Annotated in this window: 13 protein-coding genes; 6 read left to right on the forward strand and 7 right to left on the reverse strand. The window is 66.6% G+C overall.

The genetic code is table 11. The annotated features are described in order from the left end of the window. The first annotated feature begins 259 nt into the window (after nucleotides 1-259). Nucleotides 260-1,942 (forward strand): energy-dependent translational throttle protein EttA, encoded by a 1,683-nt coding sequence (gene ettA, locus RHOSA_RS0104850; RefSeq protein ID WP_027287792.1) that lies wholly within the window; start codon nucleotides 260-262, stop codon nucleotides 1,940-1,942. A gap of 156 nt (nucleotides 1,943-2,098) precedes the next feature. Continuing rightward, on the forward strand, nucleotides 2,099-2,503 hold the full coding sequence (locus RHOSA_RS0104855) for a universal stress protein (RefSeq protein WP_027287793.1): 405 nt from the start codon (nucleotides 2,099-2,101) through the stop codon (nucleotides 2,501-2,503). 71 nt (nucleotides 2,504-2,574) lie between these two features. Here the strand turns inward: RHOSA_RS0104855 and RHOSA_RS20525 are convergent, their stop codons facing one another. From RHOSA_RS20525 to RHOSA_RS20530, 3 genes are all read right to left on the reverse strand, one after another. Then, nucleotides 2,575-3,264, reverse strand: a complete 690-nt coding sequence (locus RHOSA_RS20525; protein ID WP_169816594.1) for an MlaC/ttg2D family ABC transporter substrate-binding protein — start codon at nucleotides 3,262-3,264, stop codon at nucleotides 2,575-2,577. A 51-nt stretch (nucleotides 3,265-3,315) separates the two neighbouring features. Further along, nucleotides 3,316-4,068, reverse strand: a complete 753-nt coding sequence (locus tag RHOSA_RS0104865; protein ID WP_027287794.1) for an MlaA family lipoprotein — start codon at nucleotides 4,066-4,068, stop codon at nucleotides 3,316-3,318. Between the two features lie 213 nt (nucleotides 4,069-4,281). Further along, entirely contained in the window at nucleotides 4,282-5,244 is a 963-nt protein-coding gene (locus RHOSA_RS20530; RefSeq protein ID WP_051431809.1) for a hypothetical protein, read from the reverse strand. Nucleotides 5,245-5,521: 277 nt separating this feature from the next. Between RHOSA_RS20530 and RHOSA_RS20535 the strand changes: the two genes are divergently transcribed. The 4 genes from RHOSA_RS20535 (at nucleotide 5,522) to RHOSA_RS0104890 (ending at nucleotide 9,936) form a co-directional block, all read left to right on the forward strand. Beyond that, entirely contained in the window at nucleotides 5,522-6,478 is a 957-nt protein-coding gene (locus RHOSA_RS20535) for a chlorophyllide a reductase iron protein subunit X (RefSeq protein ID WP_051431810.1), read from the forward strand. 120 nt (nucleotides 6,479-6,598) lie between these two features. Then, complete coding sequence (bchY, locus tag RHOSA_RS20540) at nucleotides 6,599-8,173, forward strand: chlorophyllide a reductase subunit Y (RefSeq protein WP_081728476.1); 1,575 nt, start codon at nucleotides 6,599-6,601, stop codon at nucleotides 8,171-8,173. A 5-nt stretch (nucleotides 8,174-8,178) separates the two neighbouring features. After that, a complete protein-coding gene (gene bchZ, locus RHOSA_RS0104885; protein ID WP_027287795.1) occupies nucleotides 8,179-9,651 on the forward strand; it encodes a chlorophyllide a reductase subunit Z in 1,473 nt (490 codons plus the stop codon). Nucleotides 9,652-9,672: 21 nt separating this feature from the next. Further along, complete coding sequence (locus tag RHOSA_RS0104890; protein ID WP_027287796.1) at nucleotides 9,673-9,936, forward strand: hypothetical protein; 264 nt, start codon at nucleotides 9,673-9,675, stop codon at nucleotides 9,934-9,936. 137 nt (nucleotides 9,937-10,073) lie between these two features. Here RHOSA_RS0104890 and acsF read toward each other — a convergent pair whose 3' ends face one another. The 4 genes from acsF to bchB all read right to left on the reverse strand — a co-directional run bounded on the left by acsF (nucleotide 10,074) and on the right by bchB (nucleotide 14,318). Then, the gene (gene acsF / locus RHOSA_RS20545) at nucleotides 10,074-11,171 is read right to left on the reverse strand and encodes a magnesium-protoporphyrin IX monomethyl ester (oxidative) cyclase (protein WP_081728477.1); all 1,098 of its coding nucleotides are present in this window, start codon (nucleotides 11,169-11,171) and stop codon (nucleotides 10,074-10,076) included. Further along, a complete protein-coding gene (locus RHOSA_RS0104900; protein ID WP_051431811.1) occupies nucleotides 11,168-11,473 on the reverse strand; it encodes an O2-dependent cyclase accessory protein in 306 nt (101 codons plus the stop codon). Before RHOSA_RS0104900 ends, acsF begins: the two co-directional genes overlap by 4 nt. A gap of 251 nt (nucleotides 11,474-11,724) precedes the next feature. After that, entirely contained in the window at nucleotides 11,725-12,615 is an 891-nt protein-coding gene (gene bchL, locus RHOSA_RS0104905) for a ferredoxin:protochlorophyllide reductase (ATP-dependent) iron-sulfur ATP-binding protein (RefSeq protein WP_027287798.1), read from the reverse strand. An 80-nt stretch (nucleotides 12,616-12,695) separates the two neighbouring features. Further along, nucleotides 12,696-14,318 carry a ferredoxin:protochlorophyllide reductase (ATP-dependent) subunit B gene (bchB, locus tag RHOSA_RS0104910; protein WP_027287799.1) on the reverse strand — a complete coding sequence of 541 codons (1,623 nt, stop codon included), beginning with the start codon at nucleotides 14,316-14,318 and terminating at the stop codon, nucleotides 12,696-12,698. Nucleotides 14,319-14,322: the final 4 nt, after the last annotated feature.

The raw sequence follows: 14,322 nt of genomic DNA on the forward strand, positions 1-14,322 counted from the left end.
CGCCGGAACACCGTCTCCCCTTGGACGGGGCACGGGCATGCGGCGCGCGGGGGCGTCTTGTGCGCGCACGATAACCGTAGCCGGCGCAGCGGGTCTACGTTCGTGGCGGTTTGGCAATGTGAGCGGCGGGCGACGCCTAAATCATCGGGCAGGCGCGTGCCCGTCTATGCGCCCCGCCGGCCTTTGCGTTTAACCGCGCAACTTGCTATCAAACCGGCCACTTTTCCGCAGTTCCGTTCTAAGAGGAAGGACCGGCCCGATGGCCTACCAGTATACCTACGTGATGAAGGGTCTGACCAAGACCTGGCCGGGCGGCCGGGAGGTCCTGAAGGACGTCTGGCTGTCGTTCCTGCCCGGGGCGAAGATCGGCGTGCTCGGCCTGAACGGCGCGGGCAAGTCGACCTTGCTGAAGATCATGGCCGGCCTGGATCAGGAGTACAACGGCGAGGCCTGGGCCGCCAACGGCGCCAAGGTCGGCTATCTGCCGCAGGAGCCGGAACTCGATCCGAATTTGGATGTCGCCGGCAACGTCATGCAGGGCCTGGGCGAGATCAAGGAGCTGGTCGACCGGTTCGAGCAGATCTCCGCGCGCTTCGCCGAAGACCTCGATCCCGACGAGATGACCAAGCTGATCGAGGAGCAGTCGGAGCTGCAGGAGAAGATCGACGCGGCGGACGCCTGGGATCTCGACCGGACGATCGAGATCGCCATGGACGCCCTGCGCTGCCCGCCGGGGGACGCCGACGTGACCCGCCTGTCGGGTGGCGAGCGCCGGCGCGTGGCGCTGTGCCGGCTGCTGTTGCAGAAGCCCGACCTGCTGCTGCTGGACGAGCCGACCAACCACCTGGACGCCGAGAGCGTGGCCTGGCTGGAGCGCCACCTGGAGGAGTATCCGGGCACGGTCGTGTGCGTCACCCACGACCGCTACTTCCTGGATAACGTCGCCGGGTGGATTCTGGAGCTCGACCGCGGCTACGCGATCCCGCACAAGGGCAACTACTCCCACTGGCTGGAGCAGAAGCAGAAGCGCCTGGAGCAGGAGGAGAAGGAGGAGAGCGCCCGCCAGCGCACCCTCAAGCAGGAGCTGCAGTGGGCGCAGTCCTCGCCCAAGGGCCGGCAGTCCAAGGCCAAGGCGCGCGTGCAGAAGTACGAGGAGTTGCTGCAGCAGCAGAACCAACCCAAGCAGGCGGCCGAGTCCGGCCAGATCGTGTTCCCGACGCCACCGCGTCTGGGCGACCTGGTGGTCGAGGCCGACCAGGTGCGCAAGGGCTACGGCAACACCGTCCTGATCGATGAACTGTCGTTCAAGGTGCCGCCGGGGGCGATCGTCGGCATCATCGGTCCGAACGGCGCGGGTAAGACCACCCTGTTCCGGATGATCACGGGGCAGGAGACGCCTGACAGCGGCAATATTCGCCTGGGTGAGACGGTGCAGCTCGGCTACGTTGACCAGTCGCGCGACAGCCTGAACCCCAAGCGCACCGTGTGGGAGGAAATCTCCGACGGCAACGAGATCATCGATCTCGGCAAGAAGCAGGTGAACTCCCGCGCCTGGGTCGGCGCCTTCAACTTCAAGGGCCGCGATCAGCAGAAGGAGGTCGGCACGCTTTCCGGTGGTGAGCGCAACCGCGTGCACCTCGCCAAGATGGTCAAGAACGGCGGCAACTTCCTGCTGCTGGACGAGCCGACCAACGACCTCGATGTCGAAACGCTGCGCTCGCTCGAAGAGGCGCTGCTCGAGTTCCCCGGCTGCGCCATGGTGATCAGCCACGACCGCTGGTTCCTGGACAAGATCTCCACGCACATCCTGGCGTTCGAGGGCGACAGCCACGTCGAGTGGTTCGAGGGCAACTTCCAGCAGTACGAGGAAGACCGCATCAAGCGCTTCGGCGAGGAGGCGGTGCAGCCTCACCGCATCAAGTACAAGCGCCTGGAGCGCTGAGCCGCGGCCCTTTCTGCGTCCAGATGTGGATAACAGACCGCCCGCGTGGATCGCACGCGGGCGGTCTTTTTACGTGATCCTTTAAGTGTGCTGAAATAGGTCTTAAGCGGCGGGCGGTGCGCCAGAGGCTGCATGAAAAGGTGTTAGGGAGACGACATGTTCGACAAGATCCTGGTTCCGATCGATACCGCGCACGAATCCTCGTACAAGAAGGCGCTGCCGTTGGCCGCCGAGGAGGCGCGGCATCACGGTGCCAGCCTGACGGTCATGACGGTGATCCCCGACGTCGAGCCGGTGCGCGCCGACCGGATCGAGCCGGAGGACGAACAGAAGCGCCTGGACGCCATTCTGAGGGACTACGGCCCGACCGACATGCAGGTGGAAACGGTGATCGAGCGCGGTGACAGCGTGCACAAGACGATCCGCGCCAAGGCGGAACAACTCGGGTGCGATCTGATCGTCATGAATTCACACCACCCCGAACTGAAGGACTACGTGCTCGGCTCCAACGCCTCGCAGGTCGTCCACCACGCCAAGTGCTCGGTCTTCGTGGTGCGGTGATAGAGGGAAGATCGCGGCGGGGGCTCTGCTGACTAAGCCAGAGGGGCAGGGCGTCCGCTTCGCTACGGCTGCTAGTTGCCGGCTATGTCCGGGGCGTAAGCGCCCTTGGCGAGATTGGTTTCCAGCTTGGCGATCAGGTCGCCGACGTTGCCGCCGGCTTGCTGGATCGCCGCGTTGTACTCGCTGCGCAGCGTGATCGCCATCGAGACGCCTTCCGCTTTGACGTCGACGATCTCGTAATCGCCGTCACGTGGGCGCACCCGCCAGATGACTTCGGCCTTGGGCCCCTCGCCATTGGTTTGATTGGGCCGGGAAATCATCGTGCGGACGGCGTACAGGCTCGGCTGGGTCGGATCGGGTCCGACGCCGGAGACCACGAAATCGTCCCGCTCGTAGCCCCGGAACAGCGGCAGGAAGCGCTGCGCCATGATCCGTTTGAAGACGTCCTGGAACTTGTCCTGCTGTTGCTCGCTGGCGACACGCCAATAGCGTCCAAGCACGAAGCGGCTGATCGCGTCCAGCGCGAAGCCACGCTCCAGCAGATCCAGAAAGGCTTGCTTGCGTTCGGACGCCGGGACGCCGTCGTCGCTTAGCTCGTTGATCGCCTGCTGGCCAAGCGATTCGATAAACTGCGCGGCGCCGTCCGACGAGTCCTTCGCCGCAGCATGCGGGGCGGTGGGCAGCAGCAGGCCCAGCATTGCCCCCGTGGCCAGGACGGCTAGTGCAGCCCGCCGTGTCCAGCCTTTTGTCATGCCCATCATCACCCTCTCGCGCATTGTCGACGCCCGCATGCCGCCTGGGCGTCGCGACCGCTACTGTTGCCGCGGGCCGTCGTTGTTCTGAATGGCCGCTTCGCGGCGTTGGTAGTACAGGCTGCGCACGCGGGCGTAAAAATCGACCGAGTCCGATTTGATATCGCGGAACAGCTCCAGATTGCGTGCGCGGCTGTCGACTCCGCCAGCGACGCTGGTCGCAATCGAGAGGGGTTGGCCGTTCTCGACGTAGGTCAGCGGATTGAGCAACCAATCCACCCCGCGGCCGGTCGCGTCGCGGGCGCTCGACGGTCCGAACACCGGAAGGACCAGATAGAAGCCGTCGTCCACGCCGTAGACGGCGAGCGTCTGGCCGAAGTCTTCGTCGTGGTAGGGGTGGCGCTCGTCGACGATGTCGAAGAAGCCGAGCGAGGTGACCGTGTTGACGAAGAAGCGCGCCGCGGTGTCGTTGGCACGCTCCCACTCGCCCTGGAAGACGTCGTTCGCCAGGATCACGGGGCTGGAAACGTTGCGTACGAAGTTCCGCACGGAGTTCTTCACGCCCGTCGGCAGCCAGAAGTCGTAGGTGACTGCGACAGGCTTGAGGATGAAGGTGTCGAGCGCGTCGTTGAAGGCGAAGACGAAGCGGTTCGGAACTTCCAGCGGGTCGTTCGGCTCTTCGTAGCCGAGCATGTTGCTGCTCGCTTCATCCGGCGCGTTTTGCCCGTCAGCCGCACAGCCGGCGAGCAACAACGCAAGGCCGAATGCGCCCGCTACCCGCCAACAGCGGAAACCGTTCAACCACGTCGCCATGCACTACCCCTTAACGCCGACTGGAACCCTGCCGAATGACAGCGCGGTCACCAGACCTGTCCAGCAACCTTTTGCCGTAAACGCGCTCTCCGAAGGCGGTGCGATAGCACACGCCCGGCAGGTTGAGAAGCGGACAGCACGGCGTGGAAGGATGATGTTGGCCACACTGTTGCAAATTTGCAAAGTCGGTTGTTGTCGGCGCACGTACGTGGGTCAGCTCTCGCCGATCGTCGGTGCGCAGAGCAAGCGCCGGTAAAGCGGCAGCATCAGCGCCGGCAGCATGAAGATCGGCAGTTGGGCCACCGCGAAATACAGCAGCACGTTGAAATCGGTGCCGGACGGCAGGGCCGCCAGCAGCAGCCCCATGTTGCAGTTGCCGCTCATCAGTCCGACGGTCAGTGCCCCGCGTCGGCCGAGCCAGGCGAACGCCAGGCCGCCGATCAGTTGCAGCGCCGGGTTGGCGATGAAGGCCGCGAGCGTCCAGCCGGCGACGATGCCCGGTTCGCTCAGCAGGCGTGCCGTCACGCCGTCCATGATGGCGATGCCGAAATACAGCATGACCAGAACCGTGACGCCCTCGATCTCCGGCCGGGCCCGCTCCAGCCGGTCGGGGCCGGCAAGCTTACGGAGCAGCAGCGACAGGACGAAAGCCGGTCCAACGATCCCCGCCAGCCTGCCCATGAACATCCCCACCGAGATATTCAGGTCGAGGCCGAGCAATACCAGGGCCATCGGCGGTACGGTAAGTGGAGTGAGCAAGGTTGCGATCAGGCCGACGACGATCGCGAGTGCCCCGTCGAGCCCCAGCAGCACCGCGATCGCCGCCGCGCTCAGGATCGGCGGCGCGGCCGCCATCAGGACCAGCGAGACGTTCAGCGAATCCGGCAGGTCTGCGGGCAGCAGCACCAACCAGACCACGACCGGTGCGCCGCCCAGCAGCCAGACCAGCAGGGCGGTTGCGAGCACCGGCCGGCGCAAATAGGCGCCCATGGCCGTCCAGTCGACACGCAGCAGCATGGCGGTCAACAGGGCGATCACACCGATCAGCAGGTAAGGGCGCGCCGCTGCGGCGAGGGGCGGGACCGCCAGACCGATGAACACGCCCGCGAACAGCACGCGCGTGGCATGCCGGCTGAGCAAGGCAAGCAGGCGACGCGGGGCGGCGGTGGTCGGCATCGGCCCTGGGGATCATTCCGGTGGTTGCACGGGCTGGGCAGGGAAGCATGGATGCTGGGCCCGGTCGACGGGTGTCAGGCGTGCCTGTCAGATGTTGCGTAGTCTAAAATTGACATGACGAGGTGTCGCGTTAGCCTGACACTCAATAACCGACCCACACGGTCGGTCAAAGCAGGACACGGCGACTGGCGCCAGCGAGCGGGGCCGTTGCCGGACGGCTAGGTCGGGATCGCCGGCCGCGGCCACCGCAGCACCAAAGCGAACGCGAGGTTGCTCCATGACGGACTCGGCGACCGCCGACACCGGCCAGAACGAAGCTGGGGGCGAGAAGGAAACCCAGGTCATCGCCATCTATGGCAAGGGCGGCATCGGCAAGAGTTTCACGCTCTCCAACCTGTCGTACATGATGGCGCAGCAGGGCAAGAAGGTCCTGCTGATCGGCTGTGACCCGAAGAGCGACACCACCTCGATGCTGTTCGGCGGGCGCAGCACGCCCACGATCATCGATACCTCGGGCCAGAAGAAGGCGTCGGGCGAGGAGGTCCGGATCGAGGACGTCTGCTTCAAGCGCGACGGCGTCTACGCCATGGAGCTGGGCGGTCCGGAGGTCGGCCGCGGCTGTGGTGGTCGGGGCATCATCCACGGCTTCGAGCTGCTGGAGAAGCTGGGCTTCCACGACTGGGGGTTCGACTACGTCCTGCTCGACTTCCTGGGTGACGTGGTGTGCGGCGGCTTCGGTCTGCCGATCGCCCGCGACATGTGCCAGAAGACCATCGTGGTGGCGGCCAACGACCTGCAGTCGATTTACGTCGCCAACAATGTTTGCTCGGCCGTCGACTACTTCCGCCGGATGGGCGGCAACGTCGGCGTCGCCGGTCTGGTCGTGAACAAGGATGACGGCACCGGCGAGGCCGAACAGTTTGCCGAGCAGGCGGGCATTCCGACGCTGGCTCGAATCCCGGCGGACGACGACATCCGCCGGAAGTCCGCGAACTACGAGATGATCGGCTACCCCGGCAGCCCCTGGGCGCCGCTGTTCGAGGAACTCGGCGTCAAGGCTGCGGAGGCTCCGCCGGTGATGCCGACGCCGCTGGAGCACGACGGCCTGCTCGACCTGTTCAAGGGCGAGGACGTCGGCCGCGATGTCGAGCTGGTCCCGGCCACCCAGGAGGACATGTGCGGGGGCAAGCCGCCGCAGAAGGAGTCCCTGGAGGTCGTCTACGACGAGGCGTGAGGCCGGCCGGGCGGGATCGGTCCTCGGGGCTGGGCCCGCCGGCACTTCACGTTTCATGCCGACAAGACCGGTTCCGGTGCGTTTTGCACAGGCGCCGCGACCCCGATGCGGAGGCCCGCGATGACCGACTATTCCGCAGACGCCTCAGCCAACGATACGGCGAGCGACGCGTCCGACCCCAACCAGCCGCCCACGATCGATGCCGAGGCGGCGGAAGCCGCCGCCCAGGCCGAAGGCGGCTGCCACGGCGGCAAACAGACCCTGATGGACGCCGCGCGGAAGGCCGGCAAGTCCGAGGTGCTGCAGAAGCTGCACGAGGACTATCCCACCGGCCCGCACGACCAGCCGCAGTCGATGTGCCCGGCGTTCGGCTCGCTGCGGGTGGGGCTGCGGATGCGGCGTACCGCGACGATCCTGTCGGGGTCGGCCTGCTGCGTTTACGGCCTGAGCTTCACCTCGCACTTCTATGGCGCGCGGCGGACGGTCGGCTATGTGCCGTTCAATTCCGAGACGTTGGTCACCGGCGAACTGTACCAGGACATCAAGAACGGGGTTGAGAAGATGGCCGATCCCGACCGCTACGATGCGGTCGTGATCATCAATCTCTGCGTCCCCACCGCCTCCGGTATTCCGCTCGACCGCCTGCCCAAGGAGATCGACGGCGTGCGGGTGATTGGGATCGACGTGCCGGGCTTCGGTGTGCCGTCCCATGCGGAGGCGAAGGATATTCTGGCCGGTGCGATGCTGAAGTACGCCCGCGAGGAGGCCGAGGCCGGCCCGGTCGCCAAGCCCGACAAGGCGGTCGACGACGCGCCCACCGTCACGTTGTTGGGCGAGATGTTCCCGGCCGATCCGGTCGGTGTCCGGCAGATGCTGGAGCCGATGGGGGTGAAGGTGGCGCCGAACGTGCCGACGCGCGAGTGGCGCGATCTTTATGCCGCGCTCGACAGCCGGGTGTGCGCGGCGACCCACCCCTTCTACGTCCGTTCGGTCGAGCAGTTTCAGCGCGCCGGGCGCGAGGTCGTGGGCTCCGGCCCGGTCGGCGTCGAGGGCACGGCCGACTGGCTGGAGCGCGTCGGCGTCGCGGCCGGGGTGGAGCGCATGCGGATCGACGACGCCAAGGCGAAGGCCACGGCTTCGATCCAGGCGGCCCTGAACGAGAACCCGATCGACGCGCGCCTGATCGTCTCCGGCTACGAGGGCTCGGAACTGCTGGTCGCGCGGCTGTTGATCGAGGCTGGGGCGGACGTGCCCTACGTCGGCACCGCGGTGCCGCGCACCGAATGGTCCAAGCCCGACCTGGAGTGGCTGGAGAGCCAGGGCTGCCATGTGCAGTATCGCGCCTCGCTGGAGCAGGACGCCGCGGCGATGGACGACGTCAGGCCGGACCTCACGATCGGCACGACGCCGCTGGTGCAGAAGGCGAAGGAACGCGGCTGGCCCGGCATCTACTTCACCAACATGGTCTCCGCCCGGCCGCTGTTCGGCGCCGCCGGCGTCTCGGCGATGGCCAACATCGTCAAGACCCACACCGCCAACGACCGTTTCAAGCAGATGGTCGACTTTTTCGAGGGCGTGGGCCAAGGTCATACGGCGGGGTATGGCTTCACCGAGGTCCCGTCGGCCAAGCGCAAGATGCGCAAGGCGCGCTCGGAGAAGCGCGATACCGGCGTTCCGGACAGCGTGGGGACCTGAGAGCCATGCTCGTACTCGATCACGACCGCGCGGGCGGTTATTGGGGTGCCATCTACACCTTCACCGCGATCCAGGGGATGCGGGTGGTGATCGACGGCCCGGTCGGCTGCGAGAACCTGCCGGTGACCTCGGTACTGCACTACACCGACGGCCTGCCGCCGCACGAGTTGCCGATCACCGTGACCGGCCTGTCGGAAGACGAACTGTCGATGAAGGGCACGGAGGAGAACCTGAAACGGGCCTCCTCCACCCAGGACAACGACCTGCCGGCGGTGGTGCTGACCGGCTCGATCGCGGAGATGATCGGCGGCGGCGTCACGCCCGAGGGCTCCAACCTGCGTCGCTTCCTCTGCCGCACCATGGACGAGGACCAGTGGCAGGCGGCGGACCGCGCGATCAACTGGCTGTGGACCGAGTTCGGGCCGAAGAAGGGCAAGACCGACAAGCCCAAGCGCCGGGAGGGGCAGGACAAGCCCCGGGTGAACATCATCGGGCCGATCTACGGCACCTTCAACATGCCCTCGGACCTGGCGGAGATCCGGCGGCTGGTGGAGGGCATCGGCTGCGAGATCAACATGGTGTTCCCGCTCGGCAGCCACGTCCTGGACATCCCGCGGCTGAACAACGCCGACGTGAACATCTGCCTGTATCAGGAGTTCGGCCGGAAGATGTGCGAGGCGCTCGACCGGCCGTACCTGATGGCGCCGATGGGCGTGTTCTCGACCACCAAGTTCCTGCGCAAGCTGGGCGAACTGACCGGCGCCGATCCGGAGCCGTTCATCGAGCAGGAGAAGCACACCACCCTGAAGCCGATCTGGGACCTCTGGCGCTCGGTGACGCAGGACTTCTTCGCGACAAGCAGCTTCGGCGTGGTCGCGCACGAGACCTATGCCCGCGGCCTGCGCAAGTTGCTGGAAGACGAGATGGGCATTCCCTGCGCTTTCCACCACGCCCGCAAACGCGGCAAGAAGCCCGACAACGAGGCGATCCGGCGCGACGTGCAGGAGAACACCCCGCTGGTGCTGTTCGGCTCCTACAACGAGCGGATGTACAACGCGGAGATCGGCGGGCGGGCGATGTATATCCCGGCCAGCTTCCCCGGCGCGATCGTGCGTCGGTCCACGGGTACGCCGTTCATGGGCTACGCGGGCGCAACCTACGTCGTCCAGGAGTTCTGCAACCAGCTGTTCGACGCGCTGTTCCACATCCTGCCGCTGTCGACCGACATGGATGACGCCAGCGCCACACCGACCCGCGCGCAGGCCGACGAAGCGATGGAGCAGACGCTGCCCTGGGCGGATGCGGCACAGGCCAAGCTGGACGAATACATCGAGACCCAGCCTTTCCTGGTCCGCATCTCGGCGGCCAAGCGCCTGCGCGAGCAGGCCGAACGCGCCGCCCGAGAGCAGGGAGCCAGCCAGGTCGAGGCGAGCCACGTCGACGCGGCCCGCGGCGCGCTGAAGCGCCAGGCGGCCTAACGGCTCAGGGGAGCGCATAGCATGACCGACCCCGGCGATCCCCAGGCGAACAGGCCCGGCCAGGACCAGACGCGCGCGGAGCGGCATCATGCCCAGGAAAGTCCGGAGTATCGCCTGCTGGCGCTCGGCCTGTTCCCGTTGCTGCTGGCGGCCGCCATCCTGGTGCGGATCGTCACCCTCGGTCGCGGCCGCCTGGTCGCCCGCGACCGCCCGCGCCAGTCGGTGTTCGCCGAAGCCCGCGCCGCCGCCGACACGATCCTGCCGTGGGCGTTTTCCAAGGGGTGATCGTCGCCGTGCCGTCCGCCGGCACGCCGTGGCGTGATTACGCGAAACCGCTTTGCGACATCGTTGAATAAAAAAACGGCCGCGGAAGCCTGGCTTTCGCGGCCGTTTCGCGTCTGGAACCCGGAGAAAACGGGCGGTTAGTAGACCGGCTCCAGGCGCACCTGGGCGGGCTCGGGGTACTTCTCCGCGCGCAGGGTGTAGAGGCGCAGGAAGGTCAGGGTGGCCGCGCCGACCCAGAGGCCCTTCTTGAGCTTGCCCAGGGCGCCGCCCTGCTCCTCGGCCTCGTCTATCTTGCCGCGGATGTCGTACAGGCGGTCGAGCCCCTGCTTGAACTTCGGGTTCTCTAGCGGCAGGCCGACCGGGAAGACCTGCTTGGAGATCTCGCGGGTCTTCTTGAACACCTCGAAGTCGTAGTCGGTGATGTTGACGCCGAGCGCGTTGTGGAACTCGTGGCGGGCATGGTCGCGCACGTACATCGTGGCGAACACCGCGAGCGTGAAGAAGCGGATCCACAGCCGGTTATGCCCGCGCCGCAGCCAGGGATTGGCGTGCATCAAGAGCGCGAACGCCTCGCCGTGGCGGAACTCGTCCTGGCACCAGCGCTCGAACCACTTGAAGATCGGGTGGAACATCTTGTCCGGGTGGTTCTGCAGGTGCCGGTAGATGGTGATGTAGCGGGCGTAGCCGATCTTCTCCGACAGGTAAGTGGCGTAGAAGATGTATTTCGGCTTGAAGAAGGTGTACTGCTTGCTCTTGGTCAGGTAGCCAAGGTCGACGTCGATATCGAGGTCCTTCAGCGCCTCGTTCAGGAAGCCGGCGTGGCGCGCTTCGTCGCGGCTCATATACTTGAACAGCGCGCGCACGTCCGGGTTGGTGATGCGCTTGCGGATGTCGGCGTAGAGCACGCAGCCCGAGAACTCGGCCGTCAGCGAGCTCACCAGGAAGTCGATGAACTCCTTGCGCAGCGGCTCGTCGATCTTCTTCAGCGCGTCGACGAACGCGCCTTCCTGCTTGAAGTGGCCACGGTTGTGGTCGGCCTCCAACTCGGCGATCAGCGAATCCCACTCCTTGCGCACCGGCTCTACGTCGATCTGGTCCATCGCCGCGAAGTCGGTGGTGTAGAAGCGTGGCGAGAGCACCGTGTTCGCCTTGGCGGCGGTGGTGGTGTCGTACGCGCTGGGCTGGACGAGGTCGCCGTCCTGCGGCTCGCGGGTCTGCGCCTGGGCCTCGCTCATAGCTTCCTCCTCGAGGTGAAGGAGAACTCCAAGAGTTCCATCAGTTCGCCGAACGCCGTGATCCGGGTCCACAGCCGGGTCAACGGGCCGGCGTGCTTGATCCGGGCCGTGCGCTGCAGGCGCAGGCGTTGGCCGAATGGCACATGGATCTTCTCGCCCAGCACCTGCACCTCGTCCCCCTCGGCGATCTCGACGTCGCGCTTGTAGTGGACGTGGGCGTGCAGGGTTTCCCAGGTGCGCTCGATCTCGATCTCGCAGGGGACGTCTTCCCGGGCCGGTCGCACCCGCTTGGCTGCACTCATTGTGGTCGTCTCCCCTCAAGCCGGTCGGCCGACCGCTGCGTCGGGCCGGCGTGTCGGGCGCGCTGTGTAAACCCGTCTGTTTCGGCGCGCCGTCGTGTCACGTCTAGTTTACACAAGCCACGCGCTCGGAAAATGCCAAATGGGACGACCTGCCCGCAATTCGGAGCCGACGCGTTCGGCGCCGGCTCCGCCGCTTAGCGCCTGTTCCGCACGCGCCGCCGATCGCGCCCGCCTGGATCTGGCGCAGGGGGTTACTCGAACCCCAGCAGATCGAAGATGTCGCGATCCTTGAGCGACTGCACGACCGTGCCGTCGGTGCCCTTCTCCAGGGTGCGCGCGAGCTGCATGTACTCTTCCTGGATTTGCTCGGCTTCCTCGCCTTCCATCTCGAACAGGGTGGACTTCTTCAGCCGGCTGCGCCGGATCACGTCCTGGTTCTTGAAATGGGCGAGATTATTCAAGCCGACCTGTTCGTTGTAGAGGTCGAGCTGATCGGTCTCCTCGCTGCGGTTGGCGATGACGCCGGACAGGCGGACGTTGTAGTTCTTTGACTTCGCGCTGATCGCGCCGACGATTCGGTTCATCGCGAACACGCTGTCGAAGTCGTTGGCGGAGACGATCAGCGCCTGGTCGGCGTACTGCAGCGGCGCGGCGAAGCCACCGCAGACGACGTCGCCCAGCACGTCGAAGATCACCACGTCGGTGTCTTCCAGCAGGTGGTGTTCCTTGAGCTGCTTGACCGTCTGGCCGACGACGTAACCGCCGCAGCCGGTGCCGGCGGGCGGGCCGCCGGCCTCGACGCACATCACGCCGTTGTAGCCCTCGTAGACGAAGTCCTCGACGCGCAGCTCCTCGGGGTGGAAGTCCACCTCCTGCAGCTTGTCGATCACCGTCGGGACCAGCGTCTTGGTCAGGGTGAAGGTGCTGTCGTGCTTGGGATCGCAGCCGATCTGCAGCACCCGCTTCCCCATCTTGGAGAAGGCGACCGACAGGTTGGAGGAGGTGGTCGACTTGCCGATCCCGCCCTTGCCGTACATGGCGAAGACCTGGGCGCCCTTGATCTGATCCTTGGGGTCGGTCTTGACCTGGACGCTGCCTTCGCCGTCGCCCTTGGTCCCGCGCGTTGCGGTCAGCGTGCTCATGTCGCTCTCCTATGGGTTGGCGTCTGTGGGGCGCGTCTCTCGGGCCCCTTGCCGGTGTCGTTTCTCTGCCCGCCCGGCGCTCACGCGCTGTAATGCGCCTTGGCGTCGTATAGTGTCTCGACGGTGATCTCTCGGTCGCCGCGTGCCTGGGCGAAGCGTTCGGTGTTGCGCTTGACCTTGCCGCGGACGAAGAAGGGGATTTTCTTCAGTTCCTGTTCGGCGTCGGGGGTCCAGGTGGGCGCGTCGGTGGGGGCGTCCAGCGTGGCGGTGTCGCCGGCTTCGGCGCCAGCCGTTTCCAGCTGCTTTTCGGGCACTGCGGCGTCGGGGGCCGGCTGCGGCGCGGGCTCGGGAGCTTCGACGCGGGCGCCGGGGCCGTGGTGGGAGGGGCGGGCGTCGTCGTGGAACTCGAAGTCCTCGCGGAACATGCCGAGCAGGTGTTCCTCGAGGCCCATCACCAGCGGGTGGACGAAGGTGTCGAACAGGACGTTGGCGCCCTCGAAGCCCATCACCGGGGAATAGCGCGCGGGGAAGTCCTGCACGTGCACCGGCGCGGAGATCACCGCGCAGCCGATCCCCAGGCGCTTGGCGATGTGGCGTTCCATCTGCGTGCCCAAGACCAGCTCGGGCTGCAGCTCGGCGATCTGCGCCTCGACCTCCAGGTAGTCGTCGCTGATCAGCGCCTCGACGCCGTAGGCCTGCGCCGCCGCGCGCACCTCCCGGCCGAACTCGCGGGCGTAGGTGCCCAGCCCCACCACCTCAAAGCCCATCTCCTCCTGGGCGACCCGCGCGGCGGCGATCGCATGCGTGCCGTCGCCGAACACGAACACCCGCTTGCCGGTCAGGTAGTTGCTGTCGACCGAGCGCGACCACCAGGGCAGGCGGGTCGGCATGGCGTCGAGCACCGGGGCGGGATCGACCCCGCAGATCTCCGCGACCTCCTGGACGAATTCCCGGGTGGCGTTGACGCCGTAGGGGATCGTCTCGGTCTGCGGCATCTTCCACTCGCGCTTGAGCCAGCGCGTGAGCGTGCCCGCGACCTCGGGGTAGAGCGGGATGTTGACGTCGGCCTGCGGGATCCGCTGCAGGTCGTGCGGGCTGGCGCCCAGCGGCGCGGCGACGTTGACCTCGATCCCGAGCTGGCCTAGCAGCCGGGTGATCTCGGCGACGTCGTCGCGGTGCCGGAAGCCGAGCGCGGTGGCGCCCAGAATGTTCGCCCGGGGGCGCTCGCCTGCGGGGCTGCCGACCGGCGTCTGCCCGTCGTTGCGCCCGATCAGGCCGCGCACCAGCTGGTAGAAGGTCTCCGCCGCGCCCCAGTTCTCCTTGCGCTGGTAGGCCGGCAGCTCCAGCGCCACCACCGGGATCGGCAGGTTGAGGGCACTCATCAGCCCGCCCGGATCGTCCTGGATCAGCTCCGCCGTGCACGACGAGCCGACCAGCATCGCCTCGGGCCGGAAGCGGTCGTAGGCGTCCCTGGCCGCCCGGGAGAACAGTTCCGCGGTGTCCGAGCCGAGATCGCGTTCCTTGAAGGTGGTGTAGGTCACCGGCGGCCGGTGGTCGCGCCGTTCGATCATGGTGAACAGCAGGTCGGCGTAGGTGTCGCCCTGCGGGGCGTGCAGCACGTAGTGCACGCCGGTCATGCCGGTGGCGACCCGCATCGCGCCGACGTGCGGCGGCCCCTCGTATGTCCAGACGGTCAGTTGCATGCGC

Source organism: Rhodovibrio salinarum DSM 9154, from assembly GCF_000515255.1.
Taxonomy (GTDB): Bacteria; Pseudomonadota; Alphaproteobacteria; order Kiloniellales; family Rhodovibrionaceae; genus Rhodovibrio; species Rhodovibrio salinarum.